18 protein-coding genes and 2 pseudogenes are annotated in these 23,851 nt (G+C 67.5%); 10 read left to right on the forward strand and 10 right to left on the reverse strand.

What is annotated here, in order from left to right; all coding sequences use genetic code 11:
* Nucleotides 1-19 precede the first annotated feature (19 nt).
* Nucleotides 20-683: pseudogene (locus ACZ7M7_RS05195) on the reverse strand (GAF and ANTAR domain-containing protein).
* A 138-nt stretch (nt 684-821) separates the two neighbouring features.
* On the reverse strand, nt 822-1,241 hold the full coding sequence (locus ACZ7M7_RS05200) for an arsenate reductase ArsC (RefSeq protein WP_472112900.1): 420 nt from the start codon (nt 1,239-1,241) through the stop codon (nt 822-824).
* 127 nt (nt 1,242-1,368) lie between these two features.
* Between ACZ7M7_RS05200 and ACZ7M7_RS05205 the strand changes: the two genes are divergently transcribed.
* Genes ACZ7M7_RS05205 through ACZ7M7_RS05215 form a run of 3 tightly spaced genes read left to right on the forward strand, consistent with a single transcriptional unit; the run spans nt 1,369 to nt 2,835 of the window.
* Complete coding sequence (locus ACZ7M7_RS05205; protein WP_383624718.1) at nt 1,369-1,683, forward strand: ArsR/SmtB family transcription factor; 315 nt, start codon at nt 1,369-1,371, stop codon at nt 1,681-1,683.
* 37 nt (nt 1,684-1,720) lie between these two features.
* The gene (locus ACZ7M7_RS05210) at nt 1,721-2,518 is read left to right on the forward strand and encodes an aquaporin (protein ID WP_383613125.1); all 798 of its coding nucleotides are present in this window, start codon (nt 1,721-1,723) and stop codon (nt 2,516-2,518) included.
* Nucleotides 2,519-2,577: 59 nt separating this feature from the next.
* Nucleotides 2,578-2,835, forward strand: coding sequence for a hypothetical protein (locus ACZ7M7_RS05215; protein ID WP_472112903.1), 258 nt, complete (start codon nt 2,578-2,580; stop codon nt 2,833-2,835).
* A gap of 168 nt (nt 2,836-3,003) precedes the next feature.
* Here the strand turns inward: ACZ7M7_RS05215 and ACZ7M7_RS05220 are convergent.
* Nucleotides 3,004-3,102: pseudogene (locus ACZ7M7_RS05220) on the reverse strand (transcriptional regulator); the annotation flags it as partial.
* A gap of 278 nt (nt 3,103-3,380) precedes the next feature.
* Between ACZ7M7_RS05220 and ACZ7M7_RS05225 the strand changes: the two are divergent.
* From ACZ7M7_RS05225 to ACZ7M7_RS05255, 7 genes are all read left to right on the forward strand, one after another.
* Nucleotides 3,381-4,310 carry a helix-turn-helix domain-containing protein gene (locus ACZ7M7_RS05225; protein WP_383613131.1) on the forward strand — a complete coding sequence of 310 codons (930 nt, stop codon included), beginning with the start codon at nt 3,381-3,383 and terminating at the stop codon, nt 4,308-4,310.
* A gap of 281 nt (nt 4,311-4,591) precedes the next feature.
* Entirely contained in the window at nt 4,592-5,200 is a 609-nt protein-coding gene (locus ACZ7M7_RS05230) for a TIGR03086 family metal-binding protein (RefSeq protein ID WP_472112905.1), read from the forward strand.
* A gap of 109 nt (nt 5,201-5,309) precedes the next feature.
* Complete coding sequence (locus tag ACZ7M7_RS05235; RefSeq protein ID WP_472112907.1) at nt 5,310-6,380, forward strand: hypothetical protein; 1,071 nt, start codon at nt 5,310-5,312, stop codon at nt 6,378-6,380.
* Between the two features lie 285 nt (nt 6,381-6,665).
* The gene (locus ACZ7M7_RS05240) at nt 6,666-7,091 is read left to right on the forward strand and encodes a WXG100 family type VII secretion target (RefSeq protein ID WP_472112909.1); all 426 of its coding nucleotides are present in this window, start codon (nt 6,666-6,668) and stop codon (nt 7,089-7,091) included.
* Between the two features lie 62 nt (nt 7,092-7,153).
* Entirely contained in the window at nt 7,154-8,770 is a 1,617-nt protein-coding gene (locus tag ACZ7M7_RS05245) for a WXG100 family type VII secretion target (RefSeq protein WP_472112911.1), read from the forward strand.
* Between the two features lie 17 nt (nt 8,771-8,787).
* Nucleotides 8,788-9,228 (forward strand): protease inhibitor I42 family protein, encoded by a 441-nt coding sequence (locus ACZ7M7_RS05250; protein WP_472112914.1) that lies wholly within the window; start codon nt 8,788-8,790, stop codon nt 9,226-9,228.
* 17 nt (nt 9,229-9,245) lie between these two features.
* Nucleotides 9,246-9,635 carry a hypothetical protein gene (locus tag ACZ7M7_RS05255; RefSeq protein ID WP_472112917.1) on the forward strand — a complete coding sequence of 130 codons (390 nt, stop codon included), beginning with the start codon at nt 9,246-9,248 and terminating at the stop codon, nt 9,633-9,635.
* Between the two features lie 250 nt (nt 9,636-9,885).
* Here ACZ7M7_RS05255 and ACZ7M7_RS05260 read toward each other — a convergent pair whose 3' ends face one another.
* From ACZ7M7_RS05260 to mrdA, 7 genes are all read right to left on the reverse strand, one after another.
* Nucleotides 9,886-10,701: a S1 RNA-binding domain-containing protein gene (locus ACZ7M7_RS05260; protein WP_472112921.1), complete on the reverse strand. Its 816-nt coding sequence runs from the start codon at nt 10,699-10,701 to the stop codon at nt 9,886-9,888.
* A gap of 361 nt (nt 10,702-11,062) precedes the next feature.
* Nucleotides 11,063-13,690, reverse strand: coding sequence for an NACHT domain-containing protein (locus ACZ7M7_RS05265; protein WP_472112924.1), 2,628 nt, complete (start codon nt 13,688-13,690; stop codon nt 11,063-11,065).
* A 314-nt stretch (nt 13,691-14,004) separates the two neighbouring features.
* The gene (locus ACZ7M7_RS05270) at nt 14,005-16,062 is read right to left on the reverse strand and encodes a restriction endonuclease (protein WP_472112927.1); all 2,058 of its coding nucleotides are present in this window, start codon (nt 16,060-16,062) and stop codon (nt 14,005-14,007) included.
* 439 nt (nt 16,063-16,501) lie between these two features.
* Nucleotides 16,502-18,472: a TIGR03960 family B12-binding radical SAM protein gene (locus ACZ7M7_RS05275; RefSeq protein WP_472112929.1), complete on the reverse strand. Its 1,971-nt coding sequence runs from the start codon at nt 18,470-18,472 to the stop codon at nt 16,502-16,504.
* Between the two features lie 88 nt (nt 18,473-18,560).
* Nucleotides 18,561-20,063: a CYTH and CHAD domain-containing protein gene (locus ACZ7M7_RS05280; protein WP_472112932.1), complete on the reverse strand. Its 1,503-nt coding sequence runs from the start codon at nt 20,061-20,063 to the stop codon at nt 18,561-18,563.
* Between the two features lie 284 nt (nt 20,064-20,347).
* The gene (gene rodA, locus ACZ7M7_RS05285) at nt 20,348-21,547 is read right to left on the reverse strand and encodes a rod shape-determining protein RodA (protein ID WP_383624736.1); all 1,200 of its coding nucleotides are present in this window, start codon (nt 21,545-21,547) and stop codon (nt 20,348-20,350) included.
* Nucleotides 21,544-23,805, reverse strand: coding sequence for a penicillin-binding protein 2 (gene mrdA / locus ACZ7M7_RS05290; RefSeq protein ID WP_472112935.1), 2,262 nt, complete (start codon nt 23,803-23,805; stop codon nt 21,544-21,546). Before mrdA ends, rodA begins: the two co-directional genes overlap by 4 nt.
* Nucleotides 23,806-23,851: the final 46 nt, after the last annotated feature.

The following is a 23,851-nucleotide window of genomic DNA, read 5'->3' on the forward strand; positions in this document are numbered from 1 at the left end:
CGGCAGCTGCCTCAAAAACTCATCCCAAGGTGCCCTGTTCGCACACACGGCGGGCGACCTCGCGAAGCTTGATGTTGCTCTCCTGCGAGGAGCGGCGCAGCACGTCGAAGGCTTCCTCTTCGGTGAGTTCGTGGGCGCCCATGAGGATGCCCATGGCCTCGCCGATGATGTGGCGGGTGGCGACGGCCCGTTCCATCTGGGCGTGGGTGCGGGCGCTGGAGAAGGCGACCGCGGCATGGGAGGCGAGCAGCAAACCGGCCGTTTCGCTGTCTTCGGTGAAGGCGCCGGGCTTGCGGGAGTAGAAGTTCAGCGCGCCGAATTCCTCGTCCTCGGTGAACAACAGAAAGCCCATCATGCTGCCCACGCCGAGCGCATGGGCCTGAGGCGCGAAGGCAGGCCAGCGCTGGTGCAGCGCGGTGAGATCAGAGATGCGGAAGACCTGCTCGCCCTGCGAGCCGTTAGCGGCGGCATCGAAGCACGGCCCCTCGCCGAGCCGCTGCTGCAGCAGGTCGCTGTCGGTGACCAGCTCGTGGGTGGGGGCGAGGGTCTCGACCTTGGAGTCGAAAGACGAGGATGCCCGCCGCGTCACAGCCGCGGACCAGTTCGGTGGCCGATGCGGTGATCCTCTCCAGCGTGGCGTCGACCGAGTTCTGTGCCAGGAGGTCCCGAGCCATCGACGCCATCTGCTGCGCAAATCGAGCCCAGTCCACTTCGCCCTCCGCTGCTCCTCAGGCCTGGACCACCCTCACACTCAGCTTTCCACAAGAACCTGGGCTCGACTGTGCCGTGCCGTCTCTGTCCGGCACCGGGCCTCACGCCTCTCACGCCTCCTGCGTGGCGTCGATCTCGGCGATCAGGGCCTCGATGCGCCTGCGGATCTCGTCGCGGATGGGCCGGACGGCATCGACGCCCTTGCCCGCCGGGTCTTCCAGGGCCCAGTCCAGGTACTTCTTGCCGGGGAAGATCGGGCAGGCGTCGCCGCAGCCCATGGTGATGACGTAGTCGGACGCCTGGACGGCCTCGGTGGTGAGGACCTTCGGCTCGGCCGCGGAGATGTCGATGCCGACCTCGTCCATGGCCTCGACGGCGGCCGGGTTGACCTGGTCGCCGGGGATGGAGCCGGCGGAGCGGACCTCGATCCGGTCGCCCGCGAGGTGGCTGAGGAATCCTGCGGCCATCTGGGAGCGCCCGGCGTTGTGGACGCAGACGAACAGCACGGAGGCGAGCGGGCTGGAGGGCATCGGTTCTTCCTTCGTAAGAGGAGTAAAAGGGGTTGTGCAGGGGGGCGATCGGGACGCCCTCGGGGTTGGCGACCCAAGGATCAGCCCATGCTGGCATCAGCCTGGAGTGATGTGAAATTATCAGCCCATGCTGACGTCAGTCGACACTGATCTGTTGCGGGTTCTCGCCGACCCGCTCCGCCTCCGGATCGTCACCCTGCTCGCCAAGGAGACGCTCTGCACCACCCACCTGATCGAGGAGACGGGGGCCAGACAGACCAACCTCTCCAACCATCTGAAGGTGCTGCGCGAGGCCGGGGTCGTGGAGACCGAGCCGTGCGGCCGGTTCACGTACTACCGGCTCAAGCCCGACGTCATCGGCTCCCTCGCGGGCCGGTTCGCCGACCTGGCGGAGACCGCGCGCACCACCGCCGAGAACAACGTCAAGCGGTCCTGCCCCTGATCCCCGCCCCTGCGGCGACCCGCACCGAGGAGTCCAGTTGACCGCCACCGAGGCCGCCGAATACGACCGAGCCGAGGAATCCCCGACAGCCCCCGACGCGCTCGGGACCGACCCGCAGCCCGCCCCGGGCGCCACCCCGCCTCAGACGCCGCCGCTGCTCGCCAGGGCCGCGGCCGAACTGGTCGGCACCGCGGCACTCGTGACGGTGGTGGTCGGCTCCGGCATCCAGGCCACCGAACTCACCGAGGACGTCGGCCTGCAACTCCTCGCGAACTCCACGGCCACCGTCTTCGGCCTCGGTGTTCTGATCCTGCTGCTCGGCCCGGTTTCCGGCGCGCACTTCAACCCCGCCGTCACCCTCGCCGAGTGGTGGACCGCCCGCCGCGGCGGCCCCGGCGTGACGTTGCGGGAGGCCGCTGTCTACGTCCCCACGCAGATCGTCGGCGCCATCGCGGGCGCGATCCTGGCCGACGCGATGTTCGGCGAACCGCTGGTGAAGTGGTCCACCCACGACCGCTCGGCCGGGAACCTGCTCCTGGGCGAGGTCGTCGCGACGGCCGGGCTGATCCTGCTGATTTTCGGCCTGGCCCGCACCGACCGTCTCCGCTTCGCCCCTGTCGCGGTCGCCTCCTATATCGGCGCCGCGTACTGGTTCACCTCGTCAACGTCCTTCGCCAATCCCGCCGTGACCATCGGCCGCGCCTTCACCGACACGTTCGCCGGCATCGCCCCGGGCTCGGTCGTGGGCTTCGTCGGCATGCAACTCATCGGCGTCGTGGTCGGCTTGGCGCTGGTGGCCCTAATTTTCCTTCCCGGCAGGACAGCCGCCGAGTGACGCGTACGTCGTAGCGGCCCCTAGCAGCGGACCCTTAACAATCGCGAGGAGGTGACGACATGGACTCGGGTCTGATCGTGCCGGTCGTCTTCGCCGCCGCCCTGGTCATCGGCATCGCAGTCACAGAACTGCGGTCTCCCGGCTCCGCCCGCGTCACATGGGGCATCGTCCGCGACCGGACGGCGGTCGCCGCGGGTGCAATAGTCATGGTGGTCGTCACTGTGACGGGCGGGAATTGGTCGGGCCTGGCCTGGGGCGTGCTGGCCGGGACGCTGACCGGGCACCTCGTCCATCGGGCACGCCGCCACGATCAGTAGCCTGGGCCATGCGGTCGCCTTCGGATGGCTGCACGGCAGTGCGGCCCGCTGTCCCGAACAGCAACCACCACGGGCTTGGCGGTGCCGATGCACGCATCGCGCGGCAATCGGGCCACCCCGACACGGCGAGCCTGGCGGCCCACGGCTACGGCGATCAGGCCGCGGTCGGCTCGGCCTGATCAGCAGTTGCCCCATCGCCGCGAGGATCGGCAGCTCGACTCGGTAGTAGACCCAGGTGCCGCGCCGCTCGGAGGTGAGCAGCCGGGCGGTTTGAGCTCAGTCCCCTGCGCGGCTTGGCCGACGACACTCGAAGGGAACCTGACGGGCACTCAATAGCGCTGAGAGCGCGTCTCGCAGGCACGAACGCGATCTTCGACTGCGTTGAGCCCCCTCTCTGGATCGAGAGGGGTTCAACAACGCCGAACAGGGCCGCCGCAGCAGGTCCCTCGAGGAAAAACCGCCGCACGGCCGGCGTGCCCGCGAGCTTTCCGCCTGCCAGTCCCAGTAGCAGGCTAGGAGATTTGGGCCGGGCCATACTCGGTCGCATGAACGACACAACGCACGGCAAGTCCCTCCTCGGTGAGTTCTTGTCCACGCGTCGGGCCCAGCTGAAGCCGGCGGACGTGGGGTTGCCGGACTACGGCGACCGGCGGCGGGTGCCGGGTCTGCGCCGCGAGGAGTTGGCCCAGCTGGCCGGTGTCAGCGTGGCTTACTACATCCGGCTGGAACAGGGGCTGTCGCTCAACGCCTCGCCGCAGGTCCTCGACGCGCTGGCCACGGCTCTGCGGCTGGATGACGCGGAACGACGCCACCTGCACGACTTGTCCGGTGAGGTCAGGCAGCGCCGCCGTCGGCTCCCCGCCGAGCGTCTCACCCCGGCGGTGCGCCAACTGGTCGATGCCTTCGGGGACTCACCCGTGGTCGTCGTCGGTCGCCGCTCCGACGTACTCGCGTGGAACCGCACCGGGCATGCGTTGTTCGCCGGGCACTTGGCCCCGGACAGCCCGGATCAGGCGGCCACGCGACCCAACACCGCCCGGCTGGTGTTCCTGGACGCCCATACGCGGGACCTGTACGTGGACTGGCCCAGGAAGGCACGGGATGTGGTGGGCAAGCTGCGGCAGGCGGTTGGCGAATACCCGGATGACCGGCATCTGGCGTCCCTCATCGGCGAACTGACCATGCACAGCCCGCAGTTCGCGGCGCTGTGGGCCGAGCACCGGGTACGCGCCTGGGACGTGGCCGAGTACCGGATGCGTCATCCGATGGTTGGGGAGCTGGACGTTCTGCAGCACTCGCTCCCGGTGCCACGAGGGCGGGGTATCCGGCTGGTGGTGACGACGGCGCCCGGCTCCGCCTCTCAAGCGGCACTGCAGTTGCTCACCCAGACCCTTCAGCCCGCCGCAGACATGCCGGCAACCGCCCACCCCGCCGTCGGCACCCCCGCACGCCTCGTTCCTCCCGTGCACTTCTGATCCGGCCGTCCGGCCGCCGCAGTACCGCAGGCCGCTCAGAGCGTCACGCCTGCCACACCTGCCACACCTGCCACACCTGAGCATCACCATCACCCGGCAGCCCCCGGCCCCCAGGCCGGCAGGGAGTGCCCTGGGGGCCTCGTCACGCGCGTGTTCCTGCCGCCGACGCTGCCCGCCCCCCTAGCCCGCTGTTTCCGCGCCCGTCGGCATCACTCATCCGGTGCTCGCACATGACGGGCGAATGCACGCATTCCTCTTTCCACCCCAACTGGAGGCTCCGCATGTCCACCACACCCGTCATGCCCGTCACACCCGTTACACCCGATACACCCGTCAGGGCTTTTATCGAGGTCGTCGACACCGTCGCCTACCTGGTCGAGGCCGTCGAGGAGGAGCAGTGGAGCGCGCCCACGCCCTGCACCGACTGGAATGTCCAGCAGTTGGTCGACCACCTGGTGACGGGACAGCGCACGTTCGCCGAAGTAATGGGGGCGCAGTCGACCCTGCCGGAACTCGATTCCGACCCCGCTCCGCAAGCGCTCAAGGGGACGTTCCGGATGTCCGCCGCCGCCCTGGTGGCCGCCTTCGAGCGTCCGGGAGCGCTGGAGCGCACGGTGCAGGCCCCGATCGGCGAAGTGCCCGGCGCCGTGGCACTGCATCTGCAGACCATCGAGCACTTGGTGCACGGCTGGGATCTGGCCCAAGCCATCGGCCAGAAAGCCCTGTTCGGCGACTCCGCGGTCGAGCGGGAGATCGAGTTCACCCGCGGCCTCGTAGCACAACTGCCGTCCGGGCCGGGCGCCCCGTTCGCGCCGTCCCGGACCGCTTCTGAAGACGCCCCCGCGATCGACCGCCTGGCCGCCCTGCTCGGACGCGACCTCACCAGGTGACCCTCACGCCGTCCGATCGCCACGGCTTGCGTCAACTCACCGCAGTGCACGCCTGCTTCACCGCAGACGCACGAACCATCAGCCCCAGCCTTCCTGAGGAGCAAGGACGATGAAGAAGAAGATGAATCTGAGGATCACCATCACGGGCGCGGCTCTTGTCGCCGCTGTGGCCACCGGGACGGCTTTCGCCGTGAACGGCTCCATTTCCGGACCCGGCTCTGAGCGGCCCCGGGTCGAGCAGAGCAAGCAGACGACGCCCGGCGTCATCGACGCCAAGGGCCCGGACGTGTTCCCTCACTCCCTGGACTTCGACGCACGGTCGAAGACGTTCTTCACCGGCTCGCTGAAGCACGGCACGATCTCCACCGTCGGCCTGGACGGAAAGGTGCGCACCCACATCGACGACCCGGAACTGGTGTCGGCGCAGGCCGTCCTCGTCGACCGCAAGCGAGACCGCATCCTGGTGAGCAATGTGGACTACGGCACTGCCGACCGTTCCGACAAGGACAACCCCTTCCGCGTCGCCGGTGTGGGCAGCTACGACCTGAGGAGCGGCAAGCAGGACTGGTGCGTCGACCTGACCGCGGTCACCCTCGACGGCAAGCGGCACCTGATCTCCGACGTGACGCTGGCGCCCGACGGCACCGCTTACGCCGTCGACGAGCTCACCCCGACGGTGTTCCGCATCGACCGCCAGGGCCGCGCCTCGGTCTTCCTGCAGAGCGACCTGCTCAAGGGCACGCTGGACATACCCAACTTCCTGAACGACGTGGGCATGTCGGCGGTGGAGTGGGTACCGGGAAACCGGCTGATCATCGCCATGGCCGACGGCTCCCTGATACGGGTGCCCGTCCACCGTCCCGAAGAGGCGCAGAAGGTGAAGCTCGACAAGCCGCTGGGGGCGCCCACGGCCGGCATGCGGCTCCTGAAGGACGGCTCGATCGCAGCGGTCAGCAGCGGTCTGCTGTCCGGCAAGCCCGCCAAGATCCAGCGGGTGGAGCCCCGCGACGGCTGGAACGAGACCACGGTGAGTGTCACCGACACCGTCAAGGATCCCATCACCAGCGACGTGACCGCCGGACCGGGCGGGACGGCGTACGCGCTCAGCGGCGGGCTGGCCGACCTCCTCGCAGGCAAGCCCAACAGCGGATTCGCCCTGACCCCCGTCAAGACCGGCTGAGCCGGAAGCCGTTCCCCCCCCGGACGATCTGCCGGCACCACGCCCGCGACCTGTCCCCGAGCCGACACCGTGCGGTAGCCCCCCCCCCCCGGCGGGCGGGCTACCGCACTCTATTTGTGCGGGACGGAGCACGCGGAGGACGGCGAGGAACTGGTGCTGTAAGTGCCGTACCGCTGGGCCCACCCTCGGACCTGGATCTGACCACGGGGCCGTGAGGGTCGCTGTGTTCATGCCACCGGCCCCTGCTACATTGCGCCCTCAAGATCAGATAAACGGGGGCCGGACATGACCGTGCAAGGGCACGCCGGGGGCTATCAAGTCCGGGCGAGCGCATTGAACAGCGAGGCGCAGACACTCGACACGGCGGGTGACGACGTCGGTGCCATCGCCAGGGCGGTCAAGGACACCGCCTGCTACCCCTCGGACGTCCTCGGTGGCTCCGATGCAGGTCCCGCGTACAACAACTTCGCCGGTGACTGGCAGGCAGAGGCCAAGGTCCTGGAGAGCGCCCTGCACGAACTGGCCGACAAGGTGCGGGTGTCCAAGGCGAACTACCAGGGCGCCGAACACGCCTCCATCCGGGGCATGAGCGCGGCGGGCGGTGAGGGCGTGACGACGATGCCCGCCCCCGCTGGGGGTGCTCCCGCGCCGGGCTATCGCACCATGCCCGCGCCCGGCACGCCGCCGCGCGGCCTGTCCGACTTCGACTGAGCGACCTTCGTACCGCATCGAACCGCACTCCTGCCCTCACCACGACAGAAGGCCGCACCGTCATGCCCGACGCAGGCGAATCCACCACCGACCGCCGCCAGAAGCTCGCCGAGTACCACGGCTCCATCTCCTCGGCCGACAGCAAGAACGATCTCATCGGGGCCATCAACAACGCCCTGGGCGTCTCGGCACCGGTAGGTGACCCCGGGGTCATCGAGGGTCTCGCCAAGACCTACCGCAAACAGATCGACGACGTCGCCGACGTGCACCGGCGGGTGCAGAAGGTCGCCAACGAGGGCTTGCCCGACGCGTGGGTGGGCAGCACCGGGGCGCGGGCGTCCGAGGTGGTGATGGCGGCGGCACGCTCCGCCGAGCAGATGGAGCAGGCGTTCAACGGCGCGGCCGGCGCCCTGTTCCGACTGGCCGACGCGCTGACCAACGCCAAGGCCCAGGACAAGGGTGGCCGCGAGCAGTTGCGCGAGGCGCTCGGCATGCTCGGCGGTGAGGACGGCTTCTTCGACGACATCGTGGAGAAGGACGCCGAGGAGGCGGAGCGTCTGCGGGCCCGCAACATCGCGGCAACGGGCGCCAAGACCATGCACTCCGCCGCCGAGGTGGCCGACGACGCGGCGCGGGCCGCGGCGCGCGACCTCAACAAGCTGGCGTCCGAGGCCCGGGCGGGCCAGATGCAGACCGACAACATCTCCGCCGCCGACCGCCTCGTACTCGCCGACATCGCGGGCCCCGGCGGCCCGGCGGAGATGAACGAGCTGCTGACCGCGAACGACCTGGAGCGCTCGGGCCGCGCGATGGAGCGCCTCGACGCCCGTGAGGAAGCCGAGTTCGAGCGGATGCTCGCCGAGGCGAAGACCCCGCAGGAACGGGCGTACCTCGTGAAGGCACTGGCCGCCGGGTACGACGTCAAGGAGGTCGGCGAGTTCCGCGACAAGATCCACGGCAAGGACCCGGACTGGCTGCAGCGGCACTTGACGCCGGTCACCACGGCCGGGGACAGCATGAACGACGAGGGGATCAACACCAGCGGCCCCAAGGAGGGCGCCAACAAGAACACGGACCAGCAGACGTTCAACGGCGAGAGGTGGTCGCAGGAAGGCAACACCTGCGTGCCGTCGACCGTCCTCACCGGGCGCGCCATGGTCGATCCGGTGTACGCCCTCGAACTCACCGGCGGCCCGTCCGGGCAGGAGGACGACCCCGGCGCCTTCCGGGAGCGGCTGCGCGACGAGCAGCTGCGGATGCACGACGAGGGCGACGGCAGCGACGCGTACGACTTCCCCTTCGGCTCGACACCCGACGGCATGGACAACGACGGCAAGACCGAGATCTCCAACAAGGAGATCAGCCCGCACACGGGCGGCGAGTACGAGTTCCAGGAGGTCAGGAGCGCGGACGACCGCCGGGACGCGCTCCCCGACATCCAGCGGGCCGTCGCCGAGGGCAGACCGGTGCCGATCGGCGTCGAGGGCGAGGACGAGGACGGCGACCGGGTCGGCCACTCCATGATGATCGTCGGTCAGGAGGGCGACATGCTGCAGGTCTACAACCCCTGGGGAACGACCACATGGGTCAGCGAGGACGACTTCGTCAACGGCAACATGGGCAAGGCCTCCGACAAGGACCTGCCCGACGCCTACGGCGTCCACCTGCCCGCCCAGTGAACGGAAGGCCGATCCCCGTGAAGCCCAGCAACCGCCTGTCCGCCGCCCTGGCCTTGCCGCTGACGGCGGTGATGCTGTCCGGGTGCGGCCTCTTCGGCCCCGAGACGTTCGAGGCCGACGAGCAGTCCATCGAAGTGGACGCGGGCGACACATTCGAGCTGATGCTCCCGGCCAACCCCTCGATGGGCCAGGACTGGAGCATCGTGGACCCCGGTCCAGACCGTGCCACGGTGCGCCAGGACGGCGGCCGGGAGGAGGACTTCGGGGGCGACAGCGGTGTCGACGGGGGTGGTGACGGTACGCAGACCTTCACCTTCGAGGCCGTTGCCGCGGGCACCACGAAGATCAAAATGAGCTACTGCGTGCTGGGCGAGTGCCCCGACGGCGACGACCGCACCGCGACGGGCAGCCCCGGCAACGACCCGGCGTACTTCATCTACACGGTCACCGTGCGATGACCGGAACGGACGTACCGATGAACCCCAGCAAGACCGACGAAGAGTCGGCGCAGGCCGACGTCGCCATGCTCCTGCGCTACGGCATCGGCGCCCCGGGCCCGCGTCGCAGCGCCCTGTTCGGCGACGGAGCCGTGGGCGCCGCGGTCACGCTCGACCGCCTCGGGGTCCAGCCCCGCTCGGTGGCGTTCCTCGGCAGGACCGTCCGCAGCGGCGGCACCGGCTACACCGCCCGGCTGCCGGAGCTGCTGCCCGAGCCGGCGGCCTCGGACCTGATGCGCGGCTGGCTGGATGCGGCCGCGTCGGTGGCCCGGCCCGTGGAGGGCGACGAGGTCGTGGCCCGTTGGCTGGAGGCGGTCGCCGAACTCATCGGGCTGCGCCGCACCACCCGGGAGCGCGCCGCCCGCTGACCTCAGCCCCTGCGGCCGCGCGGGGACTACGTCCACATCGGTTGTCAGACGCGACCCGACTGTCGCTCCTGTGCCTGGACCAGGAGGCGCCGAAACTCCTGGCCCCCTCCTCCCTTTCCCTGGGGTCCGGTCGGTCCTGACGAGGTGATCCAGTACGGCCTGCCGGATCGCCTGCTGCTCAACCCCGTCGAGAACCTGGTGCTCGCCGACCGGCGCCGACGGAGCGTTCTTCACCGTCAGCGGCGGCAGCTCAGGCTTGTCGACGTGAGAGCGACAGTCGGCGTCGCTCTCGGTCAATGTTCGTGGCGACAACCGTTAGCTGATCGCCGATCTGTACGACATCCTCTGGCGCCTCCACGGGCACCGAGCTCAGCTCGGACAGATGCACGAGCCCCTCAATGCCATCGGCGACCTGCACGAAGACGCCGAACGGGACCAGCTTGGTCACCCGCCCGCTCAGCCTTTGGCCCACCACGATGCCTTCGGCGAATTCCAGGAAGGGGTCCGGCCGGGTAGCCCGCAGGGACAGCCGAGCCTCCCCGTTCCATGTGTCGAACTGCAAGAACTCGCACGACACCCGCTGCCCGACCTCAACAACATCGGACGCCGCCTCGAAACGACGCCACGACAGTTCGGGATACGTGATGAAGCCGACGCCGGGATGGACCGGATGGCCGGGACCCTCGTCCAGCGCCACGAACACGCCGAACGGCTCGATCGCCGCCACCGTGCCGGCCAGGATCTCACCACGGCGAAGCCGCTTGAGGAACGCCCAGAGCTCCGGGTTCTCAGTGGCCGCCATCGACAACCTCATCCGGCCCGCGTCCAGATCCACAGCAATCACCTCGCCGGTGATCCTCTGTCCGACCACGGCAAGGTCGGCGAAACGCCGCCGCCAGGAACCGTCCAACGTCCCCACCGTCCCGAGCGGTTGGTCGGGGAAGCCGTCCAGGGTCACCGACATTTCAGACCGGGAAACCGCGGTGATCGTCCCGTGGCAGACGTCACCGACTCGGAACGCCGCCAGAAACCTTCGGACGGCCTGTCCAGCCGACGCATCCCCCATACAGCAAAGGCTCTCACGGAGAGATCGCAAGACCCACTCCACCTCGGATTGAAGGGCTGCGCTGCTCCCCAGCACGGGCAAAGGCGTACGGAAGGAGACCGTCGGCACTGGCGGACGCAGACGCGGAGCACCCGTCGCGGCCATCTCCTACTCGCGTGCCCCCGTCAACACCTCAATCACACTGCTTCCACTTCCCAGACGAATGTCCGGACTCACAGACGAGCGCAGCCCAGGAGCAAACCACGCGGCGATCCCATCGTGCTCCCAGGGGCACTGGCCGCATCCAGGCACCGGCGGTCAGTCTCTCCCTCTCTCGGATGGCAGGCCGGCAGCACCGAGTTCTTCTACCCGTGTGAGCGGTTCAACCAGCACCGATGACGATCTCCAGCCCTGGAGACAACCGTTCCGCTCCAACAACCCTCGTTCCGGCGGGTAACTGAAGAGTGCGGAGGGAAAAGACTTGCCGTAACGAAGCTACATCGATGTCGGGTAGGGAAGTCTCCAATGTCAACTGCGTAAGACGGGGAAAGTCACTGAGCCACTCCCAAGAACAACGCAGATCCGCCGCAATGCACAGCCCAACGAGGCGATCAGCCACACAATAGCGTTTCATCTCATCAGGGCTGATAGGAGACACTATCTTCAATAGTGATCTCCCGCCGAATCTGCGCAGGGCCTGAAGTTCTCGACTGCTTGAAACTACGAAATAGAAATCGTCCTCCTGTAAATGGGCGATGACTTCTTCAGCATAGCGGTCAGTGTCGAATCGACTCCACGCTAGGGCTAGTTCAGCACGCACCCGCAAGTCATCTACCGCCCGGAAACGATTCAACACGGAAATAGCGGCATCGGTCCCGACCCGAACAGCCGCCAGGACGGTGAAGTAGGCTTCGTCCGAAGTAAGACCTTCCGGACCTTGCAGCAGTTCGAGTACAACCGGGCCGACATCTGCGAGCCCGCGAGCTTGGGCGATAGAACGAGGAGGAATGAGCTTCTCCGCACGCCGCTGAACTTCTGTTCGTACGGAAGGATCAAGCTCTGTGGCGTCGTCCAAGCACGCAGCAGCCAGCAGATGGAGGCGGTGGCGAATATCTGCGGAAGAGTCGCCGCGTTCGACCAGATTGGTGAGCAATCGGGTACGTTCTGCCGGGCGCGCGTGAGCCACGGCCATTCGGACGACGTCCTCCCACTGGTCAAGGTGGGCGTTACCACCTAGGAAGTCGAAATCGAGGCTCTCTACGGCCGCTCTCGCTCCGAGGTAGTCTTGAAATGTTCTGTGAATGAACTGCATAGTGCCTTCAATGGGCTCTATAAGCAGGCCACTTCGAACTAGAAGATGTTGGTAGATCTGCTTCACCGTTCCCTGCTCCGCGACACGTGGAATCGCCGTCAGCGCTTGGGACAGCAAGTCCAGCACATCACGTTTATCCATCTCCGAACGACCGTTGCGGATCAACCAATACGCCAGCTTCTGGATCAGCTGCACCTGGTGGGTTTCGCCGATACGCATGTCGCCCACTTTGTAGACTCCGCGCTCCCGGTCCCGCCTGGACAGCAGCATGGACAGAGCCGCGTCATAGAGTTCTTTGCGTCCATCGGGAAGGTACCCCCTACGGTCACGGTGCAGCGCACAAATCAGTGCACACATGAGTGGGTTGGTGGCAAGCCGGGCAAGTTCCTGCTTAGCCCGTATTGCGTAGAGCAATTCCTTACCGTACGCATCTGCACTTCCGGCCGCTTTGTGCCAACGTTTGATGAACGCGGCGACATCGTCGCGACTCATGGGCGACAGATCCAGTTCCGAGAACCCCTCGTCTGCTAGCCAGCATTCCCGCACCGCCGAGGGACGTGAAGTCACAAGCCAATGATTCTTGGGGTATGAACCGATGAGATCCTTCAGCCAGTTGCGGGCTTCCTCGCGTTCCCCTTCGGGTATCTCGTCGATTCCGTCGACCAACATCAACCCACGCCCCGCAGTTAGAACACGGTCGTACCAGCCTGTGGGCTGGGCATGGGCAATCGGGCATCCTACGGCAGCAAGGAACTCGTCCGGGGCGGGCAGCCTCGCCCCGGCACGGGTCAGTGACCGCAGAGGCAGTACGAACGGCACCAAGCCATGCAGATACAGGAGCCGCTCATCAAGGTCGTTGCGAACGGCACTGACCGCCAACCACTGCACCAGCGTGGTTTTTCCAGAACCTGCCACTCCTCGCAACAGCACCCGATCACGCCCTGCAAGGACTTTTTCGGCGGGGAGCGCAAGCGGAACCTCACCAACCGCAGTCTCGGTCGCTTCTAAGCTCAAATAAGCCGCGTCGAGAGGCCAGGAAGCCGAAGATTCGGACAGATCAAGACCGAAAATGGTTAACTTGCCATGTTTTTTGGAGATGTAGCGCGCATACCGTTCCTCAAAACCGCCGTCTGCAGGGGAAGGGCTCCGCAGAATAAGCACATCGATCTTTGAAGAGAGTTCTTCGATCCTGCGACTTTGCTCAACTAATGTGCGCGGCACGAACGTAGATCTCGTAGTGAAGAAGTGCAGGATGTGCAAGCAGGCAGTATCTACGACGTTTGCATGCAGTAGCACTGCATCGCTTGAGAGACCAAGTGTGGCTGCCTGATTACTCGACCGCAGGAGTCGAGAAAGTTCCAGATAGCCGAGCCGGACGGCTTGGACATCGTCCATTTCGATATGTCCCAGGGAGCTGAGTGAGTGTGCGACCGCGTTCACCACTGCACGTTGCTCGTAACCAGCAAGGCGCTCCGACACTCCGGTCGACTGCGCTGCGCGATCCACCAACTCTTCTGCGACCTTGCGGAAATCATGCTCCGAGAGAGTCCGCTTCTCTCCACGGAACGAAACTAGTTGAGATACGCGCACAGGGCGGTCTACCAACCCCGCACCGGACCCGTCCACCACAAACAGCTTCTTCACCAACGGGACAACGACGCTCGATGCGAGTCGAGCCCCAATGCTCACCGGTTCCATGATGCTTCAGCATAGAACTCCGAGGCCGGCCATGGCCGTTGAATGCACTACTGGGGCCAAAGTGAAAGGATCTCTCCCCAGGGGTAGAGGTTCACCGTTTCCGAGGCCGTCGGAGATCATGATTCACATGACGATGCCGGTCGCACCGGCAAGCCCGGACGGGCAGCCCCGACCGCAGCCAGCACGACCGACATCTCATCGTCCTTACTCGCCCCCGCTAAGGCCTCCATTACCCGATCGAGTGCCTCGCCCGCCTCAGTGATAGTGACCGCTCGGAGCCGGCACCACTCAGAGCAACTCAGGGCGTGGTGGTGCTACTCCACGTCGATGCCATAGTCCTGGAGGAGCTGTTCCAGACCTCGTGGGTAGCCCTTTCCGCCGAGGACGAAGTCCCAGTCACCGTTCGGCCGGTGTCGGAAGGAGCCCAGTACCAAAGCTGTTTCCCCGGAGCGGCCATCCGAGACTTCAAGCTGGCCGACCTCCGCCCTTGCCGGGTCCAGCAGCCGGATACAAGCGTCGGTGAAGCCTGACAGGTCCGCGTTCGGGTTCACCTCTGGGTCAACTGCAGCCACCAGCACCAACCGGTCGGCCCCCTGCGGGAGTTCGTCGAAGGAAACACGAATCGCTGCCTTGTCCGGCGCCTGCGCCGGCACTGCTCGTACCGAACCATCCGGAGTCTGCGGGTTGTTGAAGAACACAAAGTGCTCTTCGCTCAGGACCCGGCTGCCGCGACATACGAGTGCGCACACGTCCAAAGCGACGTTCCCCGACCACATCATGCCCAACACGTTGTAGTCGTCAGTCGGCGTTGCAGGCCTGGACGGCGTCGGCTGTGCTGGGGCCGCTCGCCCTCCCTCCCCCAGACGACCACGAAGACCATGCCTGTGCAGCAGATCGACAAGCTCACTGCCCGAGATGAGCTCCAAAGGCTTGCCCCGGGCAAAGGTGTGCGAGCCGGGCCCGAAAGCCGAGGTGGTCACCAGAACGCCCTTGTTGGCACCGCGGTCCTGGACCGTGCCGTACAGGTCACGCACAGCGGTGGGAGGCACCGTGTTCCGGTAGCGCTTCACCTGTACGACGATCTTGCCGCCTCGGATGGGAGTCGGGTCCCGCGCGTCGACATCAACGCCCCCGTCGTTCGAGCGCTCAGTCGTCACCGCCTGCATCCCCATCGCACGGAACAGCTCCGCAACCAGAGACTCGAAGGCAATCGGGTCCATGTCGAACAGATCCGGCTCCTCATCCCCGCCATGCGTCACGACGTGGTTACCGACGTCCTGAGGCTGACGGCTCGGCCGCACCGAGGTGAGCTGATCCGGGCGAGTGGCGAGCTGTCCGCGCAAAGCGTCGGTCAGACAGCTGACGGGGTCCACCTGCTCCAGATGCAGCTCGGTGAAGCCCGACCGTCCGGCCATCACGGTCGCCAGAAAGGTGTGCGACTGCCTTCCCGTCGCCGGGTCGGGCGCGTCCGCGAAGCCGTTCAAGGCGACCGAGTCGAGGATGCCGCACTCATCCGCGGCGAACAGCTGATGCAGCACCAGCAACGTGCTCTGTGCCAGCACCTCTCGGTACAGCGCCCGACGCTGGGCCACAGGACGAGCGGTCTCCTTGTCCTGGTCCTGCGACGGGACATACCTCACCGACTTCGCCCCAGGCACGATGTCGTACGTAGGCATCTCCCAGTCCAGGACGAGTTGTCGGGCCGCTGGGTCAAAAGCTGCGGCGACCTGCCGCGGGAACCCTTCGGGCCAAGCGGTCGACGAGTACAGCGCGGCCGAGAAGTACTCGATCACGGAGTCCGGCTCGCCTCGCCTCGCCCCCGCGGTCACCTCGACGATGCCGGCGTTGTGCCGACGTATTTCCGACCGCTGAGCCTCCGCCCCTCGCTCATACTCCCGCTGTGCGGCCGCTAACTGCTGCTGCCGCTGCGCTTCGGCAGCCTGCGCCGCGTGCCAGTCACGTTCGAAATGAGCCCGCGCCTCGGCCTGAGCCTGTGCACGCCGACTCGCGGTCCAGCCTCCCTGCGCCTGGTACTGGCTCTGATCCGGCATACGCACAGGCCACGCAAGCGGCCCTGGATCGAACGGGGCGATCTCTTCCGGGCGCATCAACGACGACGCTCTGAAGACCGGCGCCTGGCAACCAGTGGCCAGCAGCCTTTGTAAGGAAGCGACCTGGGCTTCGATCTCCTCCGTACGCCGCCTGGCCTCCGCCTGCCGGAACTCCCGATGCCCCTGAGCAGCGAGCCGCTGGTAAGCCCGCGCCTGCCGAGCTTCCTCCCTGCGTTGTCTCGCCTCGGCTTCCATCTGGCGCTGTTGCTGGCGCTGCATCTCAGCCCAGACGCCGACCAAACCAGCAGAGCGACGACTCATGCGCTACCTGCCCTCCCCAGGGACGTCGGCACCGCCGACCAAACCTGGTTGCCCCCGCAACCAGTAGTAACAATCCGACTTTATCCAGTAATCACCATCCTGGATATCAACTTGCCGAAGGCAAGCTGAGCCGACCGTTCAGGCAGCTCACCGGTGTAGGACAGCATTGAGCCCCCTCTGCATCGAGAGGGGGCTCAACATCGCCGTACGGGGCCTCACCAAGGTCTGGGCAACTCAGACCCACTCGACCTCCGAGCGGATGCCCGAGGGCCCTGCGGGGCCTGGCAGAGGTGTTGGGTCTGGCAGAGGTGTCACAGGCCCCCGCCGCGGCACTGACGACCGTCGAAGGCCAGAAGCCCCGACAGCAGCCAGCGCAGCGGCCACTTCCTCGCTCGCCTCAGCCGGGGCAGCAATCACCCGATCGAGCGCCTCGCCCACTTCAGTGCGAGTGCCCGCTCCGCGCAGGAGTCGGCGCCGCGTTCTTGACCGTCAGCGGCAGCAGTTTCTTGCCCGTCGGGCCGATCTGGATGTGGGTGTCCATCTGCGGGCACACCCCGCAGTCGAAGCACGGTGTCCACCGGCAGTCCTCCACCTCGGTCTCGTCGAGGGCGTCCTGCCAGTCCTCCCAGAGCCAGTCCTTGTCGAGGCCGGAGTCGAGGTGGTCCCAGGGGAGGACCTCCTCGTAGGTGCGCTCGCGGGTGGTGTACCAGTCGACGTCGACGCCGAACGGGACCAGCGCCTTGTCGGCGCACTGCATCCAGCGGTCGTAGGAGAAGTGCTCGCGCCAGCCGTCGAAGCGGCCGCCGTCGTCGTAGACCGCGCGGATGACCGCGCCGATGCGGCGGTCGCCGCGGGAGAGGAGGCCCTCGACGATGCCCGGCTTGCCGTCGTGGTAGCGGAAGCCGATCGAGCGGCCGTACTTCTTGTCGCCGCGGATCTTGTCGCGGAGCTTCTCGAGACGGGCGTCCGTCTCCTCGGCCGACAGCTGCGGGGCCCACTGGAAGGGCGTGTGGGGCTTCGGGACGAAGCCGCCGATCGAGACCGTGCAGCGGATGTCGTTCGAGCGGGAGACCTCGCGGCCCTTGGCGATGACCTTCGTCGCCATGTCGGCGATCTGCAGGACGTCGTCGTCGGTCTCGGTCGGCAGGCCGCACATGAAGTACAGCTTCACCTGGCGCCAGCCGTTGCCGTAGGCGGTGGAGACGGTCCGGATCAGGTCGTCTTCCGAGACCATCTTGTTGATGACCTTGCGGATGCGCTCCGAGCCGCCCTCCGGGGCGAAGGTCAGCCCGGAACGGCGGCCGTTGCGCGTCAGCTCGTTCGCCAGGTCGATGTTGAAGGCGTCGACGCGGGTGGACGGGAGTGAGAGGCCGATCTTGTCTTCCTCGTAGCGGTCGGCCAGGCCCTTCGCCACGTCGCCGATCTCGCTGTGGTCCGCCGAGGAGAGGGAGAGCAGGCCGACCTCCTCGAAGCCCGTCGCCTTCAGGCCCTTGTCGACCATGTCGCCGATGCCGGTGATGGAGCGCTCACGCACCGGGCGCGTGATCATGCCGGCCTGGCAGAAGCGGCAGCCCCGGGTGCAGCCGCGGAAGATCTCGACCGACATGCGCTCGTGGACCGTCTCGGCGAGCGGCACGAGCGGCTGCTTGGGGTACGGCCACTCGTCCAGGTCCATGACCGTGTGCTTGGACACGCGCCACGGGACACCGCTCTTGTTCGGTACGACACGGGCGATACGGCCGTCCGGGAGGTACTCGACGTCGTAGAACGCCGGGATGTACACCGAACCCGTCCTCGCCAGGCGGAAGAGGACCTCTTCGCGCCCGCCGGGGCAGCCCTCGGCCTTCCACGCGCGGATGATCGCCGTCATGTCCAGCACGGCCTGCTCACCGTCGCCGATGATCGCCGCGTCGATGAAGTCGGCGATCGGCTCGGGGTTGAAGGCCGCGTGGCCGCCCGCCAGGACGATCGGGTCGTCGATGGTCCGGTCCTTGGACTCCAGCGGGATGCCCGCCAGGTCGAGGGCCGTGAGCATGTTCGTGTAGCCGAGCTCGGTCGAGAAGGACAGGCCGAACACGTCGAAGGCCTTCACCGGCCGGTGGCTGTCCACCGTGAACTGCGGGACGGCGTGCTCCCGCATCAGGGCCTCCAGGTCCGGCCACACGCTGTACGTGCGCTCGGCGAGGACGCCCTGCTGCTCGTTGAGGACCTCGTAGAGGATCATGACGCCCTGGTTGGGCAGCCCGACCTCGTAGGCGTCGGGGTACATGAGCGCCCAGCGGACGTCACAGGAGTCCCACGGCTTGACCGTGGAATTGAGCTCTCCGCCGACGTACTGGATCGGCTTCTGCACATGCGGGAGCAGAGCTTCGAGCTGCGGGAACACCGACGCAGCGACTTCGGCAGGCATCTCGCGAACCTTCGTGAGCGGGACAGAACTGACAGGGGTGACCATCTAGCCTAACGCGAACGCGGACACCCCCAGCACGTCCCAGGGCTCAGAGGACGTCCGCCCCGTCCTTGATCCCGTCCCAGACTCCGGGCAGCTGGTCCTCCACGGCCGCCGCCCGCTGCTCCTCGCGCCCGTACAGCAGCCCGTAGGTGAAGGCGCTCTCTCCTGCCCCGTGCGCGACCGCGGACAGCTCGCACAGGGTCTGGCGGGCCATGACGCTGTCCTGGTGCTCGCCGAGCAGGTTCTGCAGTGACTTCATGGTCTTGACCAGGCCCTTGGCCGGCTTGCCGAGCGCCGGAACGGCCGCCTCCGCCGCGTAGCGGGTGCGCTTGGTCTTCTTGCGGGCCTCGTGGATGGCGACGTCACGATCGCTGCCGGGCTCCACCTCCAGAGCCCGCTCGACAAGCGCGGACACCTTGCCGAAGTCCTTCCGCACGGCCGTCGGCAGCGCGTTCCCGGGCGCCTTCCCGGCCGCCTTCAGCAGCGGCGGGTCGGCGAGCAGGCCGTCCATGGTGTCGAGCAGGGCCAGGTAGCGATGGGAGTCGAGGACTCCGATCAGCCGGCTGCTCGCCCCGCCGGGCCTGTCCCCCGCCCAGTGACTCAGCCGCTCGGCGACGGGACCGTAGACCAGGCCCTGGGGGACCTCGTCGAGGGCCAGCGACAGACGTTCGTTCAGCACCTCGCGGTCCCGGTCCACGCCCAGCTCGCCGGCGAGCCACTTCAGCTCGTCGCCGATCGGGTCGGTGACCGCCCGGTCCAGGACCTTGCCGAAGGATTTGAAGGTGCTGCGCATCCGGCGGGTGGCGACGCGCATGCTGTGCACGGAGTCCTCGACGTCCTGGCGCACGGCGGGGTCGAGCTCGACGATCGCGTCGCGCTGGGCGCGGACGTACGCGAGCACGTGGTCGCCGGCGGTCACGGGGTCCTCGACGGATACGGGGGCGAGCTTCTGCGGGGCGGTCTCGGCCAGGGCGCGCGCGAGCTTCGACGCCGACTTCGACGGCCGAACCCCGGCCTTGCGCAGTCGCTTCTCCACCTTGTCGAGCAGCACCGGGTCCACGCCGTCGGCCAACTCCACCTCGATCTCGGTCCACTGCGCGGTACCGCTGCCACCTTCGAGGCGGTCGGCCTGCACGGCGTCCACACTGACCTCCGCAAGCAGCCCGCCGTCGGCGTCCACGAGATGCCGCACATCACGCTCGGAGCGCAGCCGGACCATGGGCACCAGGTCGGTTCCCCGCACCCGGGAGCGGACGAGCCCGGCAAGGGTGTCGGGCAGCGTGTCGGACAGCGGCGACTGGACCTCGTCCCGCACGCCGGGGGCCACGGGGAACTTCAGATGCCAGCCCGCGTCGGCCCCGCCCGTCCGGCGTCGCAGAGTGATCGAGGACGTGGCGAGGCGCTCGTCCGCGGTGTCGTAATAGGTGGCGTCCAAGTGCGCTACGCCCTTGTCGATCACGGCATCGACCCCGGCGACCCCGGTCAGGTCGGGCAGGCCGCTCTCGTCGGATTCATACTTCCGCTCGATTTCGCGCTTCGTGTCCGCCATGCCCTGAATCTAATCGCAGTCACGACGCGATGACAGGGCTTACCAGTCATGAACGCCAGGACAACGGGGGGCGGCGGCTGGGAAACGGGCTGATGGACTCCAATGCTGCGGCTGGAAACCGGGCGGCCGACTGGGGCACCGCCGCGCCCCGGCGACGGGCGAGGGCACTGCCGCGCCGGCCATGGCGACGGCACGGCGCCCATTCGGCCGACCACCGCAGCCCGATACGACACCGCACCGGGCCCCATCAGTCCGCCCCGGCCCGCATCGGCCCAGCCCAATGCTCACGCCGACAAAGGACGTTGCACCCGGATCGACTGCAGCAACCCCACCGCCACCCAGACCGCGAACATCGACGACCCTCCGTACGACACGAACGGCAGCGGCAGACCGGTCACCGGCATGATTCCCAGCGTCATCCCGACGTTCTCGAACGCCTGGAAGGCGAACCACGCCACGATCCCCGCAGCGACGATCGTCCCGTACAGCTCGGTGGTCTCGCGGGCGATACGGCAGGCCCGCCACAGGATCACGCCGAGGAGGACGATGATCAGCCCGCCGCCGAGGAAGCCCAGCTCCTCCCCCGCCACGGTGAACACGAAGTCGGTCTGCTGCTCCGGCACGAACTGGCCGGTCGTCTGCGAGCCGTGGAACAGCCCGGCGCCCATGAGCCCGCCGGAACCGATCGCGATGCGCGCCTGATTGGTGTTGTAGCCGACGCCCGCCGGGTCGAGCTCCGGGTTGGCGAAGGCCGCGAAGCGGGCGATCTGGTAGTCGTCCAGGACGCCCAGCTGCCAGACCGCGATCGCTCCCATGGTGCCCGCACCGATCAGCCCGAAGACCCAGCGGTTGGAGGCACCGGACGCGAGCAGCACGCCCAGCACGATCACCACCATCACCATGACCGAGCCGAGGTCGGGCATGAGCAGCACGATCAGCATCGGCACGGCGGCCAGGCCGAGCGCCTGCACGACCGTGCGGTGGTCCGGGTACTGCTTGTCCCCCGCGTCCACTCTTGTCGCCAGCAGCATCGCCATGCCCAGGATGATCGTGACCTTCACGAACTCCGAGGGCTGGAGCGAGAAGCCGCCGGGGAGCTTGATCCAGGAGTGGGCGCCGTTGATCGTGGAGCCGAGCGGGGTGAGCACCAGCAGGATCAGGAACACCGAGACGCCGTAGAGGATCGGCACGGCCGTGCGCAGGGTGCGGTGCCCCAGCCACACGGTGCCGATCATCAGCGCGATCCCGATCCCGGTGTTCAGGATGTGCCGGATCAGGAAGTAGTACTGGTCGCCCTGGTTGAGCTCGGTGCGGTTGCGTGTCGCCGAGAAGACGAGGATCGAGCCGATCAGCGACAGGGCGATCGCGGCCAGCAGTATCGGCCAGTCCAGCCGGCGGGCGAGCGAGTCGCGCGCGAACAGGCGGGTCCAGCCTGCCCGCTCGGGCCCGTACCCGGAGACCTGGAAACTGTTGGCGCCGGTCATGTGAGCATCCTCCGGCTTCCGCGCCCGCGGCCCCTGCGTCGTCTGCGCCGGGTGTCCCGGTTCTCGGTCGTCGGCGGCGCGACCGTCCCGGCGAGTTGCTGCTCGTCCTGCTCGGCCTCGCCCTTCTGACCGGCCCGCTGCTCCTTCGCCGGGTCCTTGGAGACCTTCGGCGAGGCGATGGTGCCGTCGGTGCGGACCTTCGGCAGGTTCTTCTCCGGGGCGGGCAGCAGCGCGTTCTTCTTGTTGATCGCGCCGTCGTCGGCGACGCCGTACAGCGCGTCGTAGATGTTGCGCACGGCCGGACCCGAGGCGCCGGAACCCGTACCACCCTGGGAGATCGTCATGACGACCGAGTAGTCCTTGGTGTACGTCGCGAACCACGAGGTCGTCTGCTTGCCGTAGACCTCGGCGGTACCGGTCTTGGCGTGCATCGGGATCTTGTCCTGTGGCCAGCCGACGTCCGCGAACCGCCAGGCGGCGGTACCACGGGTGGCGACGCCGGCGAGGGCGTCGTCCATCGCGGCCAGCGTCTGCTTGCTTATGGGCAGCTTGCCGTGTGACTTGGGCTTGATCTCCTCGACGGTCTTGCCGTCGGGGCTGACGACGGCCTTGCCGACCGTGGGGTCGTAGAGGGTGCCGCCGTTGGAGATGGCGGAGTAGATGGTCGCCATCTGGATGGGGGTGACGAGGGTGTCGCCCTGTCCGATGGAGTAGTTGACGGAGTCACCGGCGCGCAGCCGGTTGCCTTCGAGGCAGTTCTCGTAGGCGATCTTCTCGGCGTAGCTGCCATCCCTCTTGCCGTACTTGCACCAGGCGTCCTTGTTGGCCTTCCAGTAGTCCTGCTTCCACTGGCGGTCCGGGATGCGGCCGGTGACCTCGTTGGGGAGGTCGATGCCGGTCTCCGCGCCGAGGCCGAACTGGTGGGCGGTCTTGTAGAACCAGTCGCCCGCGTTCTTCTTCGGCTTGGTGCCGCCGTCCCGCTTCCACTCCTCGTGGGAGAGGCGGTAGAAGACGGTGTCGCAGGAGACCTCCAGGGCGCGGCCGAGGCTGATCGGGCCGTACCCCTTGGACTCGAAGTTCTTGAAGACCTGGCCGCCGATCGCGTACGAGCTGGAGCATTGGTACGGGCCGTTGAAGGAGTAGCCCGCGTTGACCGCGGCGGCCGTCGGGACGACCTTGAAGATGGAGCCGGGGGCCGACTGGCCCTGGATCGCCCGGTTGAGCAGCGGGTAGTTGGAGGCCTTGCCCGTCAGCGTCTTGTAGTCCTTGGCCGAGATGCCGCCGACCCAGGCGTTCGGGTCGTACGACGGGTTGGACGCCATGGCGACGACGCGGCCGGTCTTGGCCTCCATCACCACGACCGCGCCCGAGTCGGCCTTGTACTGCTCGTTGGTGTTGCGGTCCCACTCCTTGCGGGCTTGCTTCATCGCCTCGTTCAGCTCGTACTCGGCGACCCGCTGCACGCGGGCGTCGATGCTGGTGACGAGGTTGGCCCCGGGCTCGGCGGCGTCCGCCTTGGCCTGGCCGATGACCCGGCCGAGGTTGTCGACCTCGTAGCGGGTGACGCCGGCCTTGCCGCGCAGCTGCTTGTCGTACTCCCGCTCCAGGCCGGAGCGGCCGACCTGGTCGGAACGCAGGTACGGCGAGTCGGTGTCCTGGGCCTGCTGGAGCTCCTCGTCGGTGACCGGGGAGAGATAGCCGAGGACCTGGGCGGTGTTGGAGTTGCCGGGGCTCGGGTAGCGGCGCAGGGCCTGCGGCTCGGCGGTGATGCCGGGGAAGTCCTCGGCGCGCTCACGGATCTGCAGGGCCTGCTTGGGCGTGGCCTCGTCGGTGATGGGGATCGGCTGGTACGGCGAGCCGTTCCAGCAGGGCTGCGGGGTCTCGGCGTCGCACAGCCGGACCTTGCCCATCACGTCCTCGGTCTTCATGCCGAGCACTTTGGCCAGCTTGGTGAGGACGCCCTTGCCGTCGTCCTTCATCTTCAGCAGATCGGTGCGGGAGGCGGAGACCACCAGCCGCGTCTCGTTGTCCGCGAGAGGCACTCCGCGCGCGTCCAGGATGGAGCCGCGCACGGCGGGCTGCACGACCTGCTGGACGTGGTTGCCGGACGCCTCCTTGGCGTACGCGTCGCCCTCGCGGATCTGCAGGTACCACAGGCGGCCGCCGAGGGTGCCCAGGAGGGAGAGGACGAGGATCTGGATGACTACGAGCCGGATCTGGACGCGTGGCGTGCGGCCGGTCTCGGGGATGTTGCTCACTGCGGCTGCCTCCCCCTCTCAGTACGAGAACCAGTGCGGATACGAC

Source organism: Streptomyces sp. NPDC111606 (genome assembly GCF_055656945.1).

Coding starts and splice junctions, on each gene's coding strand:
- ACZ7M7_RS05275 (WP_472112929.1), bottom strand. CDS start 18,472: ATGCCTGCCGAAGTCGCTGCGTCGGTGTTCCCGCAGCTCGAAGCTCTG.
- ACZ7M7_RS05245 (WP_472112911.1), top strand. CDS start 7,154: ATGCCCGACGCAGGCGAATCCACCACCGACCGCCGCCAGAAGCTCGCC.
- ACZ7M7_RS05265 (WP_472112924.1), bottom strand. CDS start 13,690: ATGGAACCGGTGAGCATTGGGGCTCGACTCGCATCGAGCGTCGTTGTC.
- ACZ7M7_RS05280 (WP_472112932.1), bottom strand. CDS start 20,063: ATGGCGGACACGAAGCGCGAAATCGAGCGGAAGTATGAATCCGACGAG.
- ACZ7M7_RS05200 (WP_472112900.1), bottom strand. CDS start 1,241: ATGCCCTCCAGCCCGCTCGCCTCCGTGCTGTTCGTCTGCGTCCACAAC.
- ACZ7M7_RS05260 (WP_472112921.1), bottom strand. CDS start 10,701: ATGGGGGATGCGTCGGCTGGACAGGCCGTCCGAAGGTTTCTGGCGGCG.
- ACZ7M7_RS05240 (WP_472112909.1), top strand. CDS start 6,666: ATGACCGTGCAAGGGCACGCCGGGGGCTATCAAGTCCGGGCGAGCGCA.
- rodA (WP_383624736.1), bottom strand. CDS start 21,547: ATGACCGGCGCCAACAGTTTCCAGGTCTCCGGGTACGGGCCCGAGCGG.
- ACZ7M7_RS05215 (WP_472112903.1), top strand. CDS start 2,578: ATGGACTCGGGTCTGATCGTGCCGGTCGTCTTCGCCGCCGCCCTGGTC.
- ACZ7M7_RS05270 (WP_472112927.1), bottom strand. CDS start 16,062: ATGAGTCGTCGCTCTGCTGGTTTGGTCGGCGTCTGGGCTGAGATGCAG.
- ACZ7M7_RS05205 (WP_383624718.1), top strand. CDS start 1,369: ATGCTGACGTCAGTCGACACTGATCTGTTGCGGGTTCTCGCCGACCCG.
- ACZ7M7_RS05255 (WP_472112917.1), top strand. CDS start 9,246: ATGAACCCCAGCAAGACCGACGAAGAGTCGGCGCAGGCCGACGTCGCC.
- ACZ7M7_RS05235 (WP_472112907.1), top strand. CDS start 5,310: ATGAAGAAGAAGATGAATCTGAGGATCACCATCACGGGCGCGGCTCTT.
- ACZ7M7_RS05225 (WP_383613131.1), top strand. CDS start 3,381: ATGAACGACACAACGCACGGCAAGTCCCTCCTCGGTGAGTTCTTGTCC.
- ACZ7M7_RS05230 (WP_472112905.1), top strand. CDS start 4,592: ATGTCCACCACACCCGTCATGCCCGTCACACCCGTTACACCCGATACA.